At 68.2% G+C, this 20,755-nt stretch carries 22 protein-coding genes; 12 read left to right on the forward strand and 10 right to left on the reverse strand.

Annotated elements, in window-relative coordinates; genetic code table 11:
- Nucleotides 1-305: 305 nt before the first annotated feature.
- From DES41_RS10085 to DES41_RS10110, 6 genes are all read left to right on the forward strand, one after another.
- Nucleotides 306-1,856 carry an ABC transporter substrate-binding protein gene (locus tag DES41_RS10085; RefSeq protein ID WP_425466355.1) on the forward strand — a complete coding sequence of 517 codons (1,551 nt, stop codon included), beginning with the start codon at nucleotides 306-308 and terminating at the stop codon, nucleotides 1,854-1,856.
- A 74-nt stretch (nucleotides 1,857-1,930) separates the two neighbouring features.
- Nucleotides 1,931-2,884, forward strand: coding sequence for an ABC transporter permease (locus tag DES41_RS10090; RefSeq protein ID WP_114467482.1), 954 nt, complete (start codon nucleotides 1,931-1,933; stop codon nucleotides 2,882-2,884).
- A gap of 14 nt (nucleotides 2,885-2,898) precedes the next feature.
- On the forward strand, nucleotides 2,899-3,792 hold the full coding sequence (locus tag DES41_RS10095) for an ABC transporter permease (RefSeq protein WP_114467483.1): 894 nt from the start codon (nucleotides 2,899-2,901) through the stop codon (nucleotides 3,790-3,792).
- Nucleotides 3,793-3,796: 4 nt separating this feature from the next.
- Nucleotides 3,797-4,939 (forward strand): ABC transporter ATP-binding protein, encoded by a 1,143-nt coding sequence (locus tag DES41_RS10100; RefSeq protein WP_425466349.1) that lies wholly within the window; start codon nucleotides 3,797-3,799, stop codon nucleotides 4,937-4,939.
- The gene (locus tag DES41_RS10105; protein ID WP_114467484.1) at nucleotides 4,936-5,946 is read left to right on the forward strand and encodes an ABC transporter ATP-binding protein; all 1,011 of its coding nucleotides are present in this window, start codon (nucleotides 4,936-4,938) and stop codon (nucleotides 5,944-5,946) included. Before DES41_RS10100 ends, DES41_RS10105 begins: the two co-directional genes overlap by 4 nt.
- Nucleotides 5,947-5,974: 28 nt before the next feature.
- Nucleotides 5,975-7,150 carry an amidase gene (locus tag DES41_RS10110; protein WP_114467485.1) on the forward strand — a complete coding sequence of 392 codons (1,176 nt, stop codon included), beginning with the start codon at nucleotides 5,975-5,977 and terminating at the stop codon, nucleotides 7,148-7,150.
- Here DES41_RS10110 and DES41_RS10115 read toward each other — a convergent pair.
- Entirely contained in the window at nucleotides 7,147-8,058 is a 912-nt protein-coding gene (locus DES41_RS10115) for a LysR family transcriptional regulator (RefSeq protein WP_114467486.1), read from the reverse strand. The genes DES41_RS10110 and DES41_RS10115 overlap by 4 nt on opposite strands.
- 101 nt (nucleotides 8,059-8,159) lie before the next feature.
- On the opposite strand from DES41_RS10115, the gene DES41_RS10120 reads away from it, so the two are divergent.
- From DES41_RS10120 to DES41_RS10130, 3 genes are read left to right on the forward strand one after another with little or no spacing between them, the layout of a single operon-like run.
- Entirely contained in the window at nucleotides 8,160-9,371 is a 1,212-nt protein-coding gene (locus DES41_RS10120) for a CaiB/BaiF CoA transferase family protein (RefSeq protein ID WP_114467487.1), read from the forward strand.
- The gene (locus tag DES41_RS10125; RefSeq protein WP_114467488.1) at nucleotides 9,368-9,850 is read left to right on the forward strand and encodes a MaoC family dehydratase; all 483 of its coding nucleotides are present in this window, start codon (nucleotides 9,368-9,370) and stop codon (nucleotides 9,848-9,850) included. The genes DES41_RS10120 and DES41_RS10125 overlap by 4 nt, the downstream gene beginning before the upstream one ends.
- Before the next feature lie 30 nt (nucleotides 9,851-9,880).
- Nucleotides 9,881-10,864: a tripartite tricarboxylate transporter substrate binding protein gene (locus DES41_RS10130; RefSeq protein ID WP_114467489.1), complete on the forward strand. Its 984-nt coding sequence runs from the start codon at nucleotides 9,881-9,883 to the stop codon at nucleotides 10,862-10,864.
- Here the strand turns inward: DES41_RS10130 and DES41_RS10135 are convergent.
- Complete coding sequence (locus tag DES41_RS10135; RefSeq protein ID WP_114467490.1) at nucleotides 10,851-11,351, reverse strand: ureidoglycolate lyase; 501 nt, start codon at nucleotides 11,349-11,351, stop codon at nucleotides 10,851-10,853. The genes DES41_RS10130 and DES41_RS10135 overlap by 14 nt on opposite strands.
- Before the next feature lie 118 nt (nucleotides 11,352-11,469).
- On the opposite strand from DES41_RS10135, the gene DES41_RS10140 reads away from it, so the two are divergent.
- From DES41_RS10140 to DES41_RS10150, 3 genes are read left to right on the forward strand one after another with little or no spacing between them, the layout of a single operon-like run.
- A complete protein-coding gene (locus DES41_RS10140) occupies nucleotides 11,470-11,991 on the forward strand; it encodes a TRAP transporter small permease (protein ID WP_114467491.1) in 522 nt (173 codons plus the stop codon).
- Complete coding sequence (locus tag DES41_RS10145) at nucleotides 11,988-13,286, forward strand: TRAP transporter large permease (RefSeq protein WP_114467492.1); 1,299 nt, start codon at nucleotides 11,988-11,990, stop codon at nucleotides 13,284-13,286. The genes DES41_RS10140 and DES41_RS10145 overlap by 4 nt, the downstream gene beginning before the upstream one ends.
- A 25-nt stretch (nucleotides 13,287-13,311) precedes the next feature.
- Nucleotides 13,312-14,346, forward strand: a complete 1,035-nt coding sequence (locus DES41_RS10150) for a DctP family TRAP transporter solute-binding subunit (RefSeq protein ID WP_114467493.1) — start codon at nucleotides 13,312-13,314, stop codon at nucleotides 14,344-14,346.
- Between the two features lie 54 nt (nucleotides 14,347-14,400).
- Here DES41_RS10150 and rnk read toward each other — a convergent pair whose 3' ends face one another.
- From rnk to DES41_RS10190, 8 genes are all read right to left on the reverse strand, one after another.
- On the reverse strand, nucleotides 14,401-14,814 hold the full coding sequence (gene rnk, locus DES41_RS10155) for a nucleoside diphosphate kinase regulator (protein ID WP_114467494.1): 414 nt from the start codon (nucleotides 14,812-14,814) through the stop codon (nucleotides 14,401-14,403).
- 218 nt (nucleotides 14,815-15,032) lie between these two features.
- The gene (locus tag DES41_RS10160; protein WP_114467495.1) at nucleotides 15,033-15,770 is read right to left on the reverse strand and encodes an amino acid ABC transporter ATP-binding protein; all 738 of its coding nucleotides are present in this window, start codon (nucleotides 15,768-15,770) and stop codon (nucleotides 15,033-15,035) included.
- Between the two features lie 39 nt (nucleotides 15,771-15,809).
- The gene (locus tag DES41_RS10165; RefSeq protein WP_114467496.1) at nucleotides 15,810-16,475 is read right to left on the reverse strand and encodes an amino acid ABC transporter permease; all 666 of its coding nucleotides are present in this window, start codon (nucleotides 16,473-16,475) and stop codon (nucleotides 15,810-15,812) included.
- A 1-nt stretch (nucleotide 16,476) separates the two neighbouring features.
- Complete coding sequence (locus DES41_RS10170; RefSeq protein ID WP_114467497.1) at nucleotides 16,477-17,202, reverse strand: amino acid ABC transporter permease; 726 nt, start codon at nucleotides 17,200-17,202, stop codon at nucleotides 16,477-16,479.
- A 91-nt stretch (nucleotides 17,203-17,293) separates the two neighbouring features.
- Nucleotides 17,294-18,190, reverse strand: coding sequence for an amino acid ABC transporter substrate-binding protein (locus DES41_RS10175; protein ID WP_114467498.1), 897 nt, complete (start codon nucleotides 18,188-18,190; stop codon nucleotides 17,294-17,296).
- Nucleotides 18,191-18,498: 308 nt separating this feature from the next.
- The gene (locus DES41_RS10180; RefSeq protein WP_114467499.1) at nucleotides 18,499-19,455 is read right to left on the reverse strand and encodes a LysR substrate-binding domain-containing protein; all 957 of its coding nucleotides are present in this window, start codon (nucleotides 19,453-19,455) and stop codon (nucleotides 18,499-18,501) included.
- Between the two features lie 51 nt (nucleotides 19,456-19,506).
- Nucleotides 19,507-19,932, reverse strand: a complete 426-nt coding sequence (locus tag DES41_RS10185) for a hypothetical protein (protein WP_147282828.1) — start codon at nucleotides 19,930-19,932, stop codon at nucleotides 19,507-19,509.
- A gap of 33 nt (nucleotides 19,933-19,965) precedes the next feature.
- Nucleotides 19,966-20,742: an enoyl-CoA hydratase gene (locus tag DES41_RS10190; RefSeq protein ID WP_114467501.1), complete on the reverse strand. Its 777-nt coding sequence runs from the start codon at nucleotides 20,740-20,742 to the stop codon at nucleotides 19,966-19,968.
- Between the last annotated feature and the right edge of the window lie 13 nt (nucleotides 20,743-20,755).

A 20,755-nucleotide genomic window follows, 5' to 3' on the forward strand; every position in this document is an offset into this window, starting at 1 on the left:
TCCGGCCTCGCAAAGCAATAAACGGACCGGCGATCCATGCAATCAATATTAGTCGACTGACTTTCGATCCACAACATCACAATTTGCGCTATTGCATATCGTCTATCGATTCATCGGTGCGAAGCTGGCACACCGCTTGCTAAACACACCCATCCTTATCCGCCCACCACTGCCCCCCCAGGAGATCCCACGTGAACCTTGCCTCCCCTTCTTTCGCGCTGAAGTCCGTGGCCGCCGGTGCCGCCCTGTGCGTGCTGGCGCTGGCCGGCAACGCCCAGGCGCAGGACAAGACGCTGCGCATCGCGATGACCGCGGCCGACATCCCGCGCACGCTGGGCCAGCCCGACCAGGGCTTCGAGGGCAACCGCTTCACCGGCATCCCGATGTACGACGCGCTGACGCACTGGGATTTGTCCAAGGCCGACGCGCCCAGCGTGTTGATCCCGGGCCTGGCCACCAGCTGGGCCGTGGACGCCAAGGACAAGACGAAGTGGACGTTCAAGCTGCGCCCCGGCGTGAAGTTCCATGACGGCTCGGCCTTCAACGCCGACGCCGTGGTCTGGAACGTGCGCAAGGTGCTCGACAAGGCCGCCCCGCATTTCGACGCCAGCCAGGTCGGCGTGACCGCCTCGCGCATGCCCACGCTGGTCTCGGCCCGCAAGATCGACGACCTGACGGTGGAACTGACCACCAGCGAGCCCGATTCCTTCCTGCCGCTGAACCTGACCAACCTGTTCATGGCCTCGCCGGCGCACTGGGACGCCAAGCTCAAGGCCGTGCCGGCCAGCGTGGCCGACGCCGCCGAGCGCGCCAAGCAGGCCTGGACGGCCTTCGCGTCCGACGCCTCGGGCACCGGCCCGTTCAAGATGACGCGCTTCGTGCCGCGCGAGCGGCTCGAGCTGGCCGCCAACAAGACCTACTGGGATCCCAAGCGCACGCCCAAGATCGACAAGGTTGTGCTGCTGCCCATGCCCGAAGCCAATGCGCGCACCGCCGCGCTGCTGGGCAACCAGGTCGACTGGATCGAGGCGCCCTCGCCCGACGCCATGCCGCAGATCACGCAACGCGGCTACAAGATCTATTCCAACGCCCAGCCGCACGTGTGGCCCTGGCAGCTGTCGTTCGCAGAAGGCTCGCCCTGGCTCGACAAGCGCGTGCGCCAGGCCGCCAACCTGTGCGTGGACCGCGGCGGCTTGAAGCAGTTCCTGGGCGGCATGATGGCCGAGCCCAAGGGCACGGTGCCCCCGGGCCACCCGTGGTGGGGCAACCCGAAGTTCGACATCAAGTACGACGTGAAGGCGGCCCAGGCGCTGATGACGCAGGCCGGCCACACGGCGGCCAAGCCGCTCAAGGTCAAGGTGCAGATCTCGGCCTCGGGCTCAGGCCAGATGCAGCCGCTGCCCATGAACGAGTTCGTGCAGCAGTCCTTGAAGCAATGCTTCTTCGACGTGCAGTTCGACGTGATCGAGTGGAACACCCTGTTCACCAATTGGCGCCGTGGCGTGAAGGACGCGACCGCCAACGGCAGCAATGCGATCAACGTGAGCTTCGCCGCGATGGACCCGTTCTTCGCCATGGTGCGCTTCTCGTCCACCAAGACCTTCCCGCCGGTCTCCAACAACTGGGGCTACTACGGCAATCCCGAGGTCGACAAGCTGATCGCCGACGCGCGCACCACCTTCGAGGACGCGGGCCGCGACGCCGCGCTGGCCAAGCTGCACGCCCATCTGGTCGATGACGCGGCCTTCATCTGGATCGCGCACGACGTGGGCCCGCGCGCCATGTCGGCCAAGGTCAAGAACGTGGTGCAGCCCAAGAGCTGGTTCATCGACATCGCCACGATGACGATGGACTGAGTCCGTCCTCCGCCGCGCTCCCGGCCCGCCAGGGCCGGGTGCCTCCTTCGCCAGCCTCAACGCCAGCCACGCCCATGCTCGCCTACATCCTGCGTCGCATCGTCTACGCCATTCCCATCATGCTGGGCGTGGCCCTGGTGTGTTTCGCGCTGGTGCACCTCGCGCCCGGCGATCCGCTCGTCTCCATCCTGCCGCCCGACGCCTCGGCCGAACTGCAGGCCCAGCTGCGCGAGCTGTACGGCTTCAACCGCAGCCTGCCCGAGCAGTTCGCCAGCTGGGTCTGGCGTGCGCTGCAGGGCGACCTGGGCACCTCGATCGCCAGCAGCCGCCCGGTCGCGGGCGAGGTGATCAAGGCGGTCGGCAACACACTGCGGCTGGCGGTGGTGGCCACCGTGATCGGATTCGTCTTTGGCTGCCTGTTCGGCTTCGTGGCCGGCTACTTCCGCGGCTCGTGGGTCGACCGCGTGGCCTCGGTCATTTCGGTGCTGGGCGTGTCGGTGCCGCACTACTGGCTGGGCATGGTCATGGTGATCGTGTTCTCGTCCATCCTGGGCTGGCTGCCGGCCACGGGCGCAGGCCCCACCGGTTCGGGCGACTGGACCTGGAGCTGGGAGCAGCTGCAGTTCCTGATCCTGCCGGCCATCACCATGTCGGTGATCCCCATGGGCATCATCGCGCGCACCGTGCGCGCGCTGGTGGCCGACATCCTCGAGCAAGAGTTCGTGCTCGGCCTGCGCGCCAAGGGCCTCACGCACTTCGGCGTGTTCTGCCACATCGTCAAGAACACGGCACCGACCGCACTCGCGGTCATGGGCCTGCAACTGGGCTACCTGCTCGGCGGCTCGATCCTGATCGAGACCGTGTTCTCCTGGCCCGGCACCGGCTTCTTACTGAACTCGGCCATCTTCCAGCGCGACCTGCCGCTGCTGCAAGGCTCCATCCTGGTGCTAGCCATGTTCTTCGTGGTGCTGAACCTGGTGGTGGACATCGTCCAGACCCTGCTCGATCCGCGGATCGCGCGCGCTTGAAGGAGAGCCAGACCATGTCCGCCGTCCTCACCTCTCCTGCCGCCGTGGAGCCGCTGCCCGCGCAGCACTCGCGCGGCTACTGGTCTTCGGTCCTGCTGCGCCTGCGCAGCGACCCGGTCGCCATGGGCGCCGCCTGCGTGGTGCTGCTGCTGATCGCCATCGGCATCTTCGGCCCGTGGATCGCACCGGCCGACCCCTACCAAGCCTCGATGCTGAACCGCCTCAAGCCCATCGGCACCAGCGGCTACCCGCTCGGTAGCGACGAGTTGGGGCGCGACATGCTGTCGCGGCTGATCGTCGGCGCGCGGCTGTCGCTGTTCATCGGCATCACGCCGGTCCTGTTCGCGTTCGTCTTCGGCTCGGTCATCGGCATCGTGGCCGGTTATGCGGGCGGCGCCGTCAACAGCGTGATCATGCGCACCATCGACGTGTTCTACGCCTTCCCCTCGGTGCTGCTGGCGATCGCGCTGTCGGGTGCGCTGGGGGCCGGCATCCTGAACTCGCTGATCTCGCTGACCATCGTGTTCATCCCGCAGATCGCCCGCGTGGCCGAGGCCGTGACCACGCAGGTGCGCGGGCGCGACTACGTGGAGGCGGCCCGTGCCTCGGGCGCCAGCGCCTTCACCATCGTGCGCGTGCATGTGCTGGGCAATGTGCTGGGGCCGATCTTCGTGTACGCCACCAGCCTGATCGCGGTGTCGATGATCCTGGCCTCGGGCCTGTCGTTCCTGGGCTTGGGCGTGAAGCCGCCGGAGCCGGAATGGGGCCTGATGCTCAACACCCTGCGCACTGCGATCTACGTGCAGCCCTGGATCGCCGCGCTGCCGGGCGTGATGATCTTCATCACCTCGATCTCGTTCAATCTGCTGTCCGACGGCCTGCGCGCCGCCATGGACAACAAGGGCTAAACGCATGACGACCGAACTGCTGGCCGCCGCGGCCGAACTGGAACATGCGCAAGACATCGGCGGCCCGGCCCAGCCGCTGCTGACGATCCGAGGCCTGACCAAGCACTTTGCGCTCAAGGGCGGTGCGCTGCCGGGCGGGCCGCGCAAGGTGGTGCGCGCCGTCGACGGCGTGGACTTCGAAGTGCTCAAGGGCGAGACGCTGGGCGTGGTCGGCGAATCCGGCTGCGGCAAGTCGACCACCGCGCGGCTGCTCATGCAGCTGATCGACCCGAGCGCGGGCGAGGTGGTGTTCGACGGCCGCACGGTGGGCAGCCGCGAGTTGCCGCTCAAGGAGTTCCGGCGCCAGGTGCAGATGGTGTTCCAGGACAGCTATGCCTCGCTGAACCCGCGGCTGACGATCGAGGACTCCATCGCCTTCGGGCCGCAGGTGCACGGCGTGCCGACGCGCGAATCCGTGGCGCGCGCGCGCGACCTGCTGGCCCGCGTGGGCCTGGAGCCGGGCCGCTTCGCCGAGCGCTATCCGCACGAACTGTCGGGCGGCCAGCGCCAGCGCGTGAACATCGCGCGCGCGCTGGCGCTGCAGCCGCGCATGGTGATCCTGGACGAAGCCGTCTCGGCACTCGACAAGTCGGTCGAAGCCCAGGTGCTGAACCTGCTGCTGGATCTGAAGGCCGAGTTCGGCCTGACCTATGTGTTCATCAGCCACGACCTCAACGTGGTGCGCTTCATCAGCGACCGCGTGATGGTGATGTACCTGGGCAAGGTGGCCGAGGTCGGCCCGTCGGACGTGCTGTTCGACGACCCGGCCCACCCCTACACGCGCGCACTGCTGTCGTCGATGCCGTCGATGGACCCGGACAACCGCACCATGGAAGTGCCGCTGGCCGGCGACCCGCCCAACCCGATCGACCCGCCGAGCGGCTGCCGCTTTCACCCGCGCTGCCCGCAGGCGGCAGCGGTGTGCTCCCGCACCGAACCGCAGCGTGTGCTTCATCAAGCCCCCACGCCCCCCGCTTCGCGAGGTTCCCTGCCCCCCGAGGGGACGCTCGCCGCCTTGGGGCGGCCCGGCGGCGGCGACTCTCCGCACTCGGTCGCCTGCCTGATCCACCAGGCCGGCAGCGGCCACCCACTCGCGAGCCTGGCATGAACACAGCAGCCGAACCCTTCGTGCGCCTGCGCAACCTCAACGTTACCTTCACCGGCGGGCGCAAGCCGGTGCAGGCCGTCAACGGCGTGAGCCTGGACCTGCGCCAGGGCGAGGTCGTCGCGCTGATCGGCGAATCCGGATCCGGCAAGAGCGTGACCATGCGCACGCTGCTGCGCCTGCACCCGCCGCGGCGCAGCCAGGTCACCGGCGAGGTGCGCGTGGCCGGCCGCGACGTGCTGGCCCTATCCGACCGCGAGCTGGCCGACTACCGCGGCAAGATGGTCTCGATGATCTTCCAGGAGCCGCTGCTGGCGCTGGACCCGGTCTACCCCGTCGGTGCGCAGATCGTCGAGTCGATCCGCCGGCACGAGAACGTGTCCAAGGCCGAGGCACATGCCCGCGCGCTGGCGCTGTTCGAGCGGGTGCGCATCCCGAGCCCCGAGCGCCGGCTGCAGGCCTACCCGCACGAGATGTCGGGCGGCATGCGCCAGCGCGCCATGATCGCGCTGGCCCTGGCCTGCAAGCCGCAGGTGCTGCTGGCCGACGAACCCACCACCGCGCTGGACGCCACCGTGCAGATCCAGATCCTGCTGCTGCTGCGCGAGCTGCAGCGCGACCTGGGCCTGTCGGTGCTGTTCGTCACGCACGACATCGGCGCGGCCGTCGAGGTGGCCGACCGCATCGCCGTGATGTATGCCGGCCGCATCGTCGAGGAAGGCACGGCGCGCGAGCTGATCCGCACGCCGCGCCACCCCTACACCGTGGCCCTGCTCAAGAGCCGCGCGCATGGCGCGCTGGCCAAGGGTGCGCGGCTGGAGACCATCGCCGGCGCGCCGCCCGACCTGGCCGCGCTGCCGCCGGGCTGTGCGTTCGCCGCGCGCTGCGGCCTGGCCGAATCGGCCTGCCTGCAGAGCCGCCCCGAACCCGTGACACTGGCGCCGGGCCACCTGGCCCGCTGCCTGCGCACCGACGCCGTGGCCGCGCTTGCGCCCGTGGCGGTCGGCTGACCTCAACAACCCAACGGAGACCGCAACGATGCCCCTGCACGACCCCGCCCACGCCTTCGTCCCCTACCCCGACGTGCCCGTTTCCGCGGCCCACACCGGCCCCTTGAGCGGGCTCAGCTTCGCGGTCAAGGACCTGTACGACGTGGCCGGCTACCCGACCGGCGGCGGCAGCCCCATCGTGCTGGCGATGTCGGGCATCAAGACGCGCAACGCGCCCGTGGTGCAGCAGCTGCTGGACGCGGGCGCGCGCTTCGTCGGCAAGACCGTGACCGACGAACTGGCGTTCTCGATGAACGGCAACAACGCGCATTTCGGCGCGCCCGTCAACGGCGCGGCGCCCGAGCGCATCACGGGTGGCTCGTCCTCGGGCTCGGCCTCGGCCGTCTCGTCCAGGCTGTGCGACTTCGCGCTGGGCAGCGACACCGGCGGCTCGGTGCGCGCGCCGGCGAACCATTGCAAGCTGTACGGCATCCGCCCCACGCACGGCCGCATCAGCCTGGAGGCGACGCTGGACCTCGCGCCCAGCCTGGACACCTGCGGCTGGTTCGCACGCGACGTGCAGACCTTCGCACGCGTGGGCGCCGTGCTGCTGGGCGACGACCCGGCGCCGCTGCCGGCCAAGCTGCGGCTGCTGCGCCCGACCGACGTCTGGTCGCTGGTCGAAGCGCCCGTGGCCGACGCGCTGTCGGCCGCCGTGGCCCGCACCGAGCAGGCCTTCGGCCAGGCTGCCGACTGCCGCGTGGCGCTGGAATCGTGGGATGCGATGTACTGGAACTTCCGCTACATCCAGGCGCGCGAGGCCTGGCTGACCGACGGCCCGCTGATCGAGCGCTTCGCGCCGCCGCTGGGCCCGGGCGTGGCTGAACGCTTTGCCTGGTCGCGCGAGGTGACGGATGCCCAGGTGCAGGCAGCGCGTGCGTTCCGCGAGCGGTTCACGGGTCTGCTGGCCACCTTGCTGGGCCAGGACGGCGTGCTGGTCATGCCCACCATGCCCGACATCGCACCGTTGCGCAGCGAGGGCGAAGCGGGCCTGGAGACCTACCGCAACCGCGCGATCCAGATGCTGTGCATCGCCGGGCTGTCGGGCTTTCCGCAGATCTCGCTGCCACTGGCGCAGCGCCAGGGCGCGCCGCTGGGGCTCTCGCTGCTGGGGCCGGCGGGGTCGGACCGCTCGCTGATCGCGCTGGCCGAGCGGCTGGGCTAAGGCTTCGGCACCGGGGTCTCTGCCACCAGAGCCTGCACGGTCTCCCGGAAGCGCCGCGCCGCGGGCTTTTCCCGTTCAGCGCGCCAGGCCAGCGCGAGGCCGATCTCTACGTCAGCGCCCGGCCCCTGCAGCGGCCGGAAGGTCAGGTGGCGCGTGGCGTGCCGTGCCGCGACCGAAGGCACCAGCGCCACGCCCATGCCGCTCTCGACCAGGCTGACCACGGTCTGCACCTGTACAGCTTCCTGCTGCACCCGTGGCACGAAGCCGGCCTGCTGGCAGGCCAGCAGCGCCATGGCGTGCAGGCCCGGCACGGCCTCCGCGCCGAAGATCACGAAAGGTTCGTCGCGCAAGTCGGCCAACGCCACGCGCCGGCGCCGCGCCAGCCGGTGCGTGACCGGCAGTGCCGCGACGAAGCGGTCGCGCTCGACCGGCATGATCTGCGCCGCGTGCGCGTGCACCAGCGGAAAGCGCAGCAGCGCAGCGTCCAGCACGCCCTGCTGCACATCCTCCAGCAGGCGGCGCGTGGTGGATTCGGCCAGCACCAGCTGCACCTCGGGATAGCGCGCGCGGAACACCGGCATGACCTGCGGCATCAGCGCGTAGGTGGCCGAGCCGACGAAGCCGATGCGCAGGCTGCCGGCCTCGCCGCGGGCGGTGGCGGCCGCCACCCGGCCGAACTGCTCGGTGTGGAACAGCGCGCGCCGCGCGTCTTCGAGTGCCGCGGTTCCCGCTGCCGTCAGTGCGGTGCCGCGGCGCGTGCGCTCGAACAGCTGCACGCCGAGCTGCTCTTCCAGCTTGCGGATCGACGCCGACAGTGGCGGCTGCGACATGTGCAGCTGCTCGGCCGCGCGGTGAAAGTTCAGCGTTTCGGCCACGGCGACGACGTGGCGCAGTTGTCGGGAGTCCATTGATACGGGGGTGCTATCACAGGCGAAGAAAGAAATATTAGACGCGACGCAGCGCCCGCCGAACAATCCGCGCCCATTCCAATCTTGCGGAGACTAACCTGATGGCGCCACTCAAGGGCCTGCGCGTGCTGGACCTGTCCAGCGTGATCTTCGGCCCGCTGGCCAGCCAGCTGCTGGCCGACTATGGCGCCGAGGTCGTGAAGATCGAGCCGCCCGAGGGCGATTCCACGCGCCACACCGGGCCTGCGCGCGAAGACGGCATGGCGGCGATGTTCCTGGGCGCCAACCGCAGCAAGCAGAGCGTGGTGCTGGACCTGAAGCAGCCGGCCGCGCAGCAGGCATTGCAGGCCCTGCTGGCCACGGCCGACGTGTTCATGCACAGCATGCGGCCACAGAAGCTGGCCGCGCTGGGCATCGACCCGAAGACATTGCGCGCGCGCTTTCCGCGCCTGGTCTACGCCAGCCTGCTCGGCTTTCTGCCCGGCCCCTACGCAGGCCGCCCGGCCTACGACGACGTGATCCAGGGCATGTCGGGCCTGGCCGACCTCATGGCGCGCCAGAGCGGCGAGGTGCGCTACCTGCCGACCATCGCGGCCGACAAGACCTGCGCCCATGTGGCGGCCCATGCCATCCTGGCCGCGCTGTGGCAGCGCGAGCGCACGGGCGAAGGTGCGTTGGTCGAGGTGCCGATGTTCGAGTCCATGGTGGGCTTCAACCTGGTCGAGCACTTCTACGGCCAGCATTTCGAGCCGGCGCTGTCGGCCCCTGGCTACCCGCGCGTGCTGGCGCCCTGGCGCCGGCCCTACCGCACGGCCGACGGGCACGTGGCCATGATGCCCTACACCGATCTGCACTGGCAGCGCTTCTTCGGCGAGGTCGGCGCGCCGGAGCACGCGGCCGATGCGCGCTTTCGCGGCATCGCCAACCGCACGCGGCACATCGCCGAACTGCTGGAGCTGGCCTCAAGCTTTGTCGTGCGCGAGAGCACCGCGCACTGGCTCGCCACCTGCGCGCGGCTCGAGATCCCGGCAGCGCCCATCGCGCGCCTGGACGACTTGCAGGCAGACCCGCACCTGGCGGCCACGGGCTTCTTCGAGACCGTGCAGGACGGCGACCTCGGTGCGCTGCGCTTTCCGGGCACGCCCGTGCGCTTCGATGGCCAGCGCGTGCCGGTGGCCATGCCGCCGCGGCTGGGCCAGCACACGCGCGCGCAGCTGGCCGCAGCCGGCCTCACGCCGCCGCAGATCCAGGCCCTGCTCGACCAGGGCGCCGTCCGCAGTCCCTCACACCATCCGCCAGGAGACACCGCATGAACACCCCCGCACAAGCCATCGACCGCAGCCTGCCCCGTCTCGGCCAGGGCTACGTCTGGCAGGACCTCACTGTCGGCCAGTGCCTGCGCACCTTCGCGCGCACCGTGACCGAGACCGACCTCGTCAACTTCATCGGCGTGACCGGCATGCTGGAGGCCATCTTCATCGAGGACGGCTACGAGGGCGCGGCCATGGCCGGGCGGCCCGTGCCGGGCGCGCTGACCTATGCGCTGATCGAAGGCTTCATCCTGCAGACCATGATCCAGGGCACGGGCCTCGCGATGCTGGAGTTGCACCAGAAGATCCTCGCGCCCGTGCTGGTGGGCGACACCATCGAAGCCCAGATCGAAGTCACCGGCATCCGCCCCACGTCGAAGAGCGGCCGCGCCGTCGTCGATTCGCGCATCGACGTGTTCAACCAGCGCGGCGTGCTGGTCATGACCTACACCGCCACGCGGCTGCTGGCCGGCAGGGCCTGAACGATCCACACCACCATCGAAGGAGACACCATGAACATGCCATCCACCCGCCGCGCCGCGCTCGCCCTCGCGCTGGCCGCCGCCCTGGCCCCCTGGAGCGCTGCGCAGGCCCAGGCCGCCTATCCAGCCAAGCCCATCACCATGGTCGTGCCCTTCCCGCCCGGCGGGCCGACCGACCTGGTGGCACGCGTGCTCGCGCAGAAGCTGTCCGAGCAGATGGGCCAGCCCATCGTGGTGGACAACCGCGGCGGCGCCAACGGCAACATCGGCGCGGTGGCGGTGGCCAAGGCCGCTGCCGACGGCTACACGCTGCTCTACAACACCTCGTCGATCACGCTGAGCCCCTCGCTGTACAAGAGCCTGCCCTACGACGCGCAGCGCGACCTGGCGCCCGTGGCGCTGACGGCCGTGGTGCCGCTGGCACTGGTCGTGCACCCCAGCGTGCCGGCCAACACCGTGGCCGAGTTCGTGGCCTATGCCAAGGCGAACCCCGACAAGCTGTCCTACGGCTCCGCCGGCAACGGCAACGTGACGCACCTGGCGGCCTACCAGTTCGCGCGCACCCAGGGCATCGTGGCCACGCACGTGCCGTACAAGGGCAGCGCGCCGGCCGACGTGGACCTGGTGGCCGGGCAGATCCAGTTCATGACCGACACCATCAACTCGGTGATGCCCTTCGTGAAGGACAAGCGCATCAAGCTGCTCGCGGTGACCACGGCCAAGCGCATGTCGCTGTTCCCCCAGGTGCCCACCTTGGCCGAGACCGTGATGCCGGGCTTCGATGCTGGCGCCTGGCAGGGCTTGATGGTGCCGGCGGGCACGCCCGCAGCCGTGGTGCAGCGGCTCAACGCCGAGGTGGCCAAAGCGCTCAAGAGCGCCGACGTGCGCGACAGGCTGGCCTTGCAAGGCGCCGAGCCACTGGGCTCCAGCCCGGAGGAGTACGGCGCCTACCTGCGCAAAGAGACGGAGCGCTGGGCGGGCGTGGTGAAGGCCACCGGCGTCACGCTGGAATGACGACGCGGACGCCCGCCTCCCAACGCACCACATCGCAGTCCACCGCCTGAGCCGCACGCTCGACGACCACGAAGTCGCCCGCGTCCACGGCGAGCAGCGCGTGGTGCCAGGTGCCCGGCGCCAGCACCACGCCCTGCGCGCCATCGGTGATGAAGGCCGCCAGCGCGCTCAGGTCGGGTTCGGGCGCCGCGGGCGCGACGACCAGCACGAAGCGCCGCTGGCCCAGCGGCACGAAGGTCTGGCTGCCCAGCGCGTGGCGCTCCAGCTCGTTCACGGCATGCGGAAAGCGGCGCGCCTGGGCCCGGAACAGCGCCAGCACGGGGCGCCCGCCCTCGGCCGCGAGCGCCATGTCGGCCAGCAGGTCAAAGCGTTGCGAGGTACCGCCATTGATGGGGCGGCCCGTGGCGCCGGTCGGCACTTCGACGACGGTACCGAACGGTGCGAAGGCGGCCGCGCTGAGCGGCTGGACGGACAAGGTGTTGTGCATGCGCCAATCCTAAGGAAAATCCCCATGCGGCAGTGCAACACGCGCACCTATGATCCGCGCCCATGCCGCTGGGCCTCGTGGCCGGCGGCTTTTGTTTTTTCGACATTCCTTCGCCTCCATGCCTCCTGAGAACGACCCGGGCCTGCCCGCCGGTCCGCCCCCCGCCGACGAACCGACCCGCGTACCCCTGAAGATCGAGGACTGGCTGACCGTGCTGATCATGGCCGCGCTGGCCCTGATCACCTTCGCCAACGTGCTGGTGCGCTACTTCACCGACAGCTCCTTCGCCTGGACCGAGGAGTTCTCGGTGTTCCTGATGATCCTGCTGGCCATGGTGGCCGGCTCGGCCGCAGTGGCGCGCGACAGGCACATCCGCATCGAGTACTTCAGCGAGGCCGGCTCGATGGCCCGGCGCAAGCGCCTGGCGCAGTTCGGCGCGCTCATGGTGGCGCTGCTGTTCTTCCTGATCGCGGCGCTGTCGGTGCGCGTGGTCTGGGACGATTTCCGCTTCGAGGAGACCTCGCCGGGCATCGGCGTGCCGCAGTGGTGGTATTCGGTTTGGCTGCCCATCGTCTGCACGGCCATCGGACTGCGCGCGGTCGGCCTGTTCGTGCGCCGCGGCCGGGCCGGCACACCATGATCGCCGGGCTGCTGTTCACGGGCTTCGTCCTCATGATGCTCGCGGGCGTGCCCATCGGGGCCGCCCTGGGCCTGGCCGGCGCGGCCTGCATCGCGCTGGCCAATGCCGACGCCCAATGGTTCGGCCTCCTGGCCGTGCCGCAGAACTTCTACGCCGGCCTGGGCAAGTACCCGCTGCTGGCGATCCCGATGTTCGTGCTGGTCGGCTCGATCTTCGACCGCTCGGGCGTGGCGCTGCGCCTCGTCAACTTCGCGATCGCCATCGTTGGCCGCGGACCCGGCATGCTGCCGCTGGTGGCCATCGTGGTCGCCATGTTCCTGGGTGGCATCTCGGGCTCCGGGCCGGCCAATGCGGCGGCGGTGGGTGCGGTGATGATCGCGGCCATGTCGCGCGCAGGTTACCCCGCCGCCTACTCCGCGAGCGTGGTGGGCGCGGCTGCCGCCACCGACATCCTGATCCCGCCATCGGTGGCCTTCATCGTCTACTCGGTGCTGGTGCCGGGTGCCTCGGTGCCGGCGCTGTTCGCGGCCGGCATGATCCCGGGCTTGCTGGCCGGCGTCGCGCTGATCGTGCCCGCGGTGTGGATGGCACGCCGGCACAACATGGGCCAGCTGGAATCAAGCCTGCCACGGCCGCCGTTCTGGCAGAGCCTGCGCGAGGCCGTGTGGGGCCTGGCGGCGCCGGTGCTGATCCTGGGCGGCATGCGCATGGGCTGGTTCACGCCGACCGAGGCCGCCGTGGTGGCCGTGTTCTACGGCCTGTTCGTCGGCATGGTGGTGCACCGCACGATCAGCGTGCGCGACCTGTTCCCCATCCTGCGCGAGTCGGGCGAACTCTCGGCCGTGATCCTGCTGGTGGTTTCGCTGGCCGGCATCTTCGCCTACTCGCTGTCCACGCTGGGCGTGATCGACCCGGTGGCCACGGCCATCGTGAACTCGGGCCTGGGCGAATACGGCGTGCTGTCGCTGCTGATCCTGCTGCTGATCACCGTGGGCATGTTCCTGGACGGCGTGTCGATCTTCCTGATCTTCGTGCCGCTGCTGTGGCCCATCGTGCAGCACTACAACTGGGACCCGGTGTGGTTCGGCGTGATCCTCACGCTGAAGGTCGCGCTGGGCCAGTTCACGCCGCCGCTGGCGGTCAACCTGATGGTGTCCTGCCGCATCGCCAAGGTGCGCATGGAAGAGACCGTGCGCTGGGTCGGCTGGATGCTGCTTGCGATGTTCCTGGTCATGGTGGCGGTGATCGCCTGGCCGCAGCTCGCCTTGTGGTTACCGGCCAAGCTCGGCTATTGATGTTCCCAACGAAAGGAAAGTGCCCATGAAATTCCGCCACTCCCTGCTCGCGCTGGCTGCCGTCGCCACCGCCTTCGGCAGCTTCTCGGTGCCGGCCACCGCACAGAACTACAAGGCCGAGTACAAGCTGTCGCTGGTACTGGGCCCGCCCACGCCCTGGGGCATGGCCGGCAAGATCTGGGCCGACCTGGTCAAGGAACGCACCCAGGGCCGCATCAACATCAAGCTGTATCCGGGCGTCTCACTGATCCAGGGCGACCAGACGCGCGAGTTCAGCGCGCTGCGCCAGGGCGTGATCGACCTGGCCGTGGGCTCCACCATCAACTGGTCGCCGCAGGTCAAGGAACTCAACCTGTTCTCGCTGCCCTTCCTGATGCCCGATTACGCGGCCGTGGACGCGCTGACGCAGGGCGAAGTCGGAAAAGACCTGTTCGCACGGCTCGAGAAGGCCGGCGTGTTGCCGCTGGCCTGGGGCGAGAACGGCTACCGCGAAGTGACCAACTCCAAGCGCCCGATCAAGTCGCCCGAGGACTTGAAGGGCATGAAGCTGCGCGTGGTCGGCTCGCCGCTGTTCGCCGACACCTTCACGGCACTGGGCGCCAACCCTACGCAGATGAGCTGGGCCGACGCCCAGCCCGCGCTCGCCAGTGGCGCCGTGGACGGCCAGGAGAACCCGCTGTTCATGTTCCCCGTGCTCAAGCTGCACAACATGGGCCAGAAGTTCGTGACGACCTGGGGCTACATGGCCGATCCGCTGGTGTTCGTGGTCAACAAGGAGATCTGGGAGTCCTGGACGCCGGCCGACCGCGACATCGTGCGCAAGGCCGCGCTGGACGCGGGCAAGCAGGAGATCGCGCTGGCCCGCAAGGGGCTGGTCGAGGCCGACAAGCCGCTGCTCAAGGACATCGCCGGCATGGGCGTGACGGTGACCCAACTCAGCGCGGCCGAACGCGACGCCTTCGTCAAGGCCACGCGGCCGGTCTACACGAAGTGGAAGGCGCAGATCGGCAGCGGTCTCGTCGACAAGGCCGAGAAGGCCATCGCGGCGCGGCCGAAGTAAGGCACCGCGGCATCCGGCGGCGGCCCAGCGCAAGGCTGCCGCCCGGCGAGCGCTTCAGCGCAGGTACTCGCCGCTGGCCTCGGGCTGGAACAGCAGGGCCTGCACCTGCAGCGCGGCGGCCCGGCCATCGGGCAGCGCCCAGCACGCCATCTCGCCCACCTTCGCACCGAGCAGCGCCGTGCCGATCGGCGACAGCACCGAGACCTGCCCCTGCGCGGCATCGGCCTCGGAGGGGTACACCAGCGTCAGCTCGCGCGGCCCGGCGCCTGATGCATCGGCCACCCGCACCCGCGAGCGCATCGTCACAACGTCGGGCGCCATGTCGGTGGGCGCCACCAGATCCGCGTTGTCGAGCAGAGCCTGCACGTCCGCATGCGCGGGGTTGCCGGCATCGACCAGCTTGGCGACGCGCACATGGTCGAGTTCGCTCAAGGTGCGGATCACCGCCGCTGTGGACACAACATTCATTTCACACTCCTGCATCGGAAAAAGAAAACGCCGGGTGGAAGCCCGGCGATCCGATATGGCGAAGAAGAAGAGGAAGGTTCGCCGGGCTCAGGAGGGTGCGGCGGGCTTTCGGCCCGCCACCATGGGGCGGCCGGCCGTCACCTGGTCCGCGCGCACGTCTGCACGCACTGCGAAGCAGCGGTGCAGAGGGGACGGAACCAGGCGCATGGGAACGGCTTTCAGTGTTGCAGGATCTTGTTCAGGAAGTCCTTGGTCCGGGGCTGGCGAGCGTCCGGGTTGCCGAAGAAGTCTTCCTTGGAGCAGTCCTCAAGGATACGCCCACCCACGTCGATGAAGATCACGCGGTTGGCCACCTTGCGGGCAAAGCCCATCTCGTGGGTCACGACCATCATGGTCATGCCTTCCTTGGCCAGACCCACCATCACGTCCAGCACCTCGCCGACCATCTCGGGGTCGAGCGCCGAAGTGGGTTCGTCGAACAGCATCACGATCGGGTCCATCGACAGCGCGCGCGCGATCGCCACGCGCTGCTGCTGGCCGCCCGACAGCTGGCCCGGGAACTTGTCCTTGTGCGCCATCAGGCCCACGCGGTCCAGCATCTTGAGGCCACGCGTCTTGGCCTCGTCGGCGCTGCGGCCCAGCACCTTGATCTGCGCGATCGTCAGGTTCTCGGTCACCGACAGGTGCGGGAACAGTTCGAAATGCTGGAACACCATGCCGACCTTGGAGCGCAGCTTGGGCAGATCGGTCTTGGGATCCGTGACCCCGATGCCGTTGACCACGATGCTGCCCTTCTGGATGGGCTCCAGCGCGTTGACGGTCTTGATCAGCGTGGACTTGCCCGAGCCGGACGGCCCGCAGACCACCACCACGTCGCCCTTGTTGATGTTCACATTGCAGTTGTTGAGCACCTGCACCGGGCCGTACCACTTGGACACGTCCTTGATTTGGATCATTTGTTCAGCCATTTGATTTCTTTCCAGACGGGTACTTGTTCAGCGGATGATGGCGATTTTCTTGTGCAGGCGCTTGACCAGCCAGGACAGCGCATAGCACAGCACGAAGTAGACGACCGCAGCGAGCAGGTACGACTCGATCGGGCGGCCGAAGTTCTTGCCGGCCGTCTCGAAGCCCTTGAGCATGTCGTAGGCGCCGATGGCGTAGACCAGCGAGGTGTCCTGGAACAGGATGATGGTCTGCGTCAGCAGCACGGGCAGCATGTTGCGGAAGGCCTGCGGCAGGATCACCAGCGTCATGTTCTGCCGGTAGCTCATGCCCACGGCCATGCCCGCGAAGACCTGGCCGCGCGGAATGGACTGGATGCCGGCGCGCATGATCTCCGAGAAGTACGCCGCCTCGAACGCGATGAAGGTGATGATGGCCGACATCTCCGCGCCGATGGGCCGACCGATGAGGAAGGGCACGATCAGGAAGAACCACAGGATCACCATCACCAACGGGATGCTGCGCATGCCGTTGACGTAGATGGCGGCGGGGGTGTCCAGCCACTTCTTGCCCGACAGGCGCATCAGCGCCAGCAGCGTGCCGAAGAAGATGCCGCCCAGCGTGGCCACGACCGTCAGGAACACGCTGAAGTAAAAGCCCTTCAGCACGAAGTCGGTGATGACACTCCAGTTGTAGAAGCCGAAGTCGAGATTCATGTCAGTGGCCTCCCGTGCCGCCGGCAGCGACGAAGCCCGGCACACGCGCACGCTTCTCGATGAAGGCCATGATGCGGTTGATGACCATGGCCGAGATGATGTAGAGCACCGTCACGCCCAGGTACATCTCGATCGGGCGGGCGGTTTCCTCACCGGCCTGCATGGCGAACTGGGTCAGCTCGGCGATCGACACGGCGAACGCGACCGAGGAGTTCTTGAAGATGTTCATGGACTCGCTGGTGAGCGGCGGCAGGATCATGCGGTAGGCCATCGGCAGGATCACATAGCGGTAGTACTGCCAGGTCGTGAACCCCACGGCCATGCCGGCATAGCGCTGGCCGCGTGGCAAGGCCTGGATGCCGGCACGCAGCTGTTCGGCGATCCGTGCCGAAGTGAAGAAGCCCAGCGCCAGCACCACGAGGATGAAGGGCGGCACATCGCGCGCGGGTGTGAAGATGGCGGGCACCACGTGGTACCACAGGAAGATCTGCACCAGCAGCGGGATGTTGCGAAAGAGCTCCACCCAGGCGTTGCCAAAGCGAACCCAGCCAGGGCTATTGGGCAGCGTGCGCAGGATGCCGACCAGCGAACCCACGACAAGCGCCACCAGCAGCGCCGACAGGGCGACGGAAATGGTCCAGCCCCAGGCCGAGAGCATCCATTGCAAGTAGGTCGGGTCTTTGCCGCCCGGATCCTGCAGGTAGACCTGCCAATCCCAATTTCCCATCGGGAACTCCTCTTTGTCGTCTTTGAATTCGGTTCCGGCACAAAAACGCCCGCTCGAATCGGCGGGCGTTCAGTGCGTCACCCAGTGCAGATTACTTGGCTGCGTAATCTTCCATGGGCTTGTCGTTCGGGTTGGCCCAAGCTTGCTTGGTGGCCTCGGACATCGGCAGGCCGATCTTGGTGTTGGTCGGCGGGATGGGCTGCAGGAACCACTTGTCGTACAGCTTGGCCAGCGAACCGTCGGCGATCTGGCGCTTGATGCTGTCGTCCACGGCCTTCTTGAAGGCCGGGTCGTCCTTGCGCAGCATGCAGGCGATCGGCTCGACCGATAGCACTTCGCCAACCATCTTGTAGTCGGCCGCGTTGCGCGACTTGGAGGCATTGGCCGCCAGGATGGAGCCGTCCATCACGAAGGCATCGGCGCGGCCAGATTCCAGCAGCAGGAAGCTGTCGGCGTGGTCCTTGCCCATGACTTCCTTGAAGTCGAGGCCTTCGGCGCGCTTGTTCCTGCGCAGCGTCTGCACCGAGGTGGTGCCGGTGGTGGTGGCCACCGTCTTGCCCTTGAGGTCAGAGATGCCGTTGATGCCCGAACTGGCCTTGGTCAGGATGCGCACTTCTTCCACGTAGGTCGTCACGGCGAAGGACACGTCCTTGGCGCGCGTGGCGTTGTTGGTGGTGGAGCCGCACTCCAGGTCGACCGTGCCGTTCTGCACCAGCGGGATGCGGTTCTGCGAGGTGACGGGCGTGTACTGGATCTTGATCTCCTTGCCGGCGGCCTTGGAGAGGTCGGCAACGATGCGTTCGCCCATTTCGGTGTGGAACCCGACGTACTTGCCATTGCCCAGCGTATAGGACAGGGCCGAGGAGTCGCGCACGCCGAGGCTGATGCTGCCGCTTGCCTTGATCTTCGCCAGCGTGTCGTTGCTTTGCGCGAAAGCGCCGCCCGCGGCCAGTGCCGTGCACACGATAGCGAGGATGTGCTTCTTCATTCAAACTCTCCTAAGAAAACGGAAGGGAAATAAGACCTTAAACCAGGATATCGGCGTCAGCGGAGATACCCGCATGCCTCTCGCCAACACGAAAGAACCGTGAAAACTGTGGCAATTGTTTGTCTCTCAATGCGGTCGCGCTGCCGCTGCCATCGAAGGAAAAGGTCTTGGTCGCTGCATGGGCAGGAGCACAAGCAGCTTGCATGCCAGGCTCTGCTGTCCACACCGGGCGCCGCGGACTGTAAGGTCCCCGGCAGTATTCAAGCCAATGCCGATTGAACGCGGCCGGATGCAAGAAACGAATAATCTTACGCCGCACCCGATCCCTCGGTTCCGCGGTGTCCTGCGGTCTCGACCAGGTAGGTCCACAGCGCCTGGGCAGAGCGCTTGGGCACGGCGTGCGCTCCGGGCTTCTCACGGTAGGCCCGCACGTCCAATGTCATCTCCATGCCGGGCATCCCTGCCGGTGCCGCGCTGACCAGACGGCGAGCGCGAAGCTCTTTCTTGACCGCGCTGTAAGGCAGGAAGGCAATGCCATGGCCTTCCAGCGCCATGGCCTTGAGACCTTCGGACATGTCGGTCTCGTAGACGCGGTCCAGGTGGATGGGCGTGGGCGACTGCTTGAGCAGCATGTCCACCATCTGCCCCATGTAGGCGCCCGGCGCGTAGCCCAGGTAGGGCAGCAACTGGCCAGGACGGCCCGGCAGTTGATGGAGCGGGGCGCCATCCGCGTCGGCCTTGACATAGGGTGCCATGACCTCGCGGCCCAGGCTGACCATCTCGTAGCGGTTGGCCGCGAGCTGGAACGGCTGGGAGCTGTGGTGGTAGGCGATCAGCAGATCACAGCTGCCTTCGACGAGGCGCATCACGGCATCGTGAACGTTCAACGCGATGAGCCTGCTCTTGAGCGGGCCGAACTTCTCGCGCAGGCTGGTCACCCAGGCCGGAAAGAAGGTGAAGGCCAGCGTGTGCGGCACAGCGAACTCGACCACGTCCTGGCCTGCCGAGTTGTGGCCGCGCAGCATGGCGCGCGTGCTCTGCAGTGCCTGCAGCATCTCCAACGATTGGGTGTAGAGCGTCTCGCCCGCCGGCGTGAGCCGCGTCGGGTACGAACTGCGGTCAACGAGGTCGGTACCGGCCCAGGCCTCCAGGGCCTGGATGCGGCGCGAGAACGCCGGCTGCGTCACATGGCGCAGCTGGGCCGAGCGGCTGAAACTGCGCGTCTCGGCCAAGCTCACGAAATCTTCGAGCCACTTGGTCTCCATCACCGCATTATGGAACGGCGGCGGCACCTCGGCGGTGCGGCCGCTGGAGCTTCACCCGACGGCGGACAGCGCCAGCAACACAACGACCAGCACGGCATACGGAAACGCCACCGTGGGCCGCGCCGCAGCCGCGAGGTACTCCGCCAGCAGGCCCATGGGGCCCGGGCGCGTGGCCAGCCAGTCGGAGTAGAGCTGGCAGACGGCACGCGGTGAGGCCATCGGGTCGCGCAACAGGCCCTCCACGTGGAGCAGCCGGTCAACCAGGCGGGACTGGCCGGTGCGCACGATCGCCTCCTGCACCCACAGCACGCCGACCAGAACGATGGTCAGCACCGCATCGAAGCTCAGGGCCACGGCCATTGCCGTGAGCGCCACGGCGCCCAGCTTGATCCACAGGGCGCTGCGTTCGCTGGCTTCGCAATCGCGGTGCAGTGCCGTCCATTCGCGCCCCAACAGGGCGGCTTCACTCGTTTCCATGCGGGCGAGCATAGCCGCCCGCCCTCATAGGCCTCAGCGCCGGCGCTTGTCGATGAAGGCCTGCACGCCGTCCAGCGCCGCGGCGTCCATCATGTTGCAGGCCATGGTGGCGCCGGCATCCTGGTAGGCGGCAGCCATGCCGACCTCGAGTTGGCGATAGAACAAGGCCTTGCCCATGGCCAGTGCCACCTGGGGCTTGGCGACGATGCTGGCCGCCAGCGTGGCCACCGCCCCGGCCAGCGCCTCGGGCGCGGCCACGCGGTTGACGAGGCCTTTGGCGCGTGCCTCCTCGGCACCGATGAAGTCGCCCGTGACCAGCATCTCGAACGCGGCCTTGCGCGGCAGGTTGCGCGACAAGGCCACGCTGGGCGTAGAGCAGAACAGGCCCAGGTTCACACCGCTGACCGCGAAGCGCGCGTCGCTGGCGGCCACGGCCAGGTCGCACATCGCGACCAGCTGGCAGCCTGCCGCGGTGGCGATGCCCTGCACCTGGGCGATCACGGGCACGGGCAGCTTCTGGACCGCCAGCATCAGCTTCGTGCACTGGGCGAACAGGCGCTGGTAGTAGGCCAGCGAGGGCTCGGCGCGCATCTCCTTCAAGTCGTGGCCGGCGCAGAAGGCGCGGCCGGCAGCGGCGATGACCAGCACGCGCAGCGTGTCGTCGGCAGCGGCCGCGTCGAGTTCGGACTGCAGCGCAGCCAGCATGGCCTCGCTCAGTGCGTTGAAGGCGTCAGGTCGGTTCAGGGTCAGGGTGCGGACGCCGCTGGCGTCCTGGCTGCGCAGCACCAAAGCGTTGTTCGAATCGGTCATGTTCGTCTCCAGC

This window comes from Pseudorhodoferax soli (assembly GCF_003337555.1).
In the GTDB taxonomy this organism is placed as follows: Bacteria; Pseudomonadota; Gammaproteobacteria; order Burkholderiales; family Burkholderiaceae_C; genus Pseudorhodoferax; species Pseudorhodoferax soli.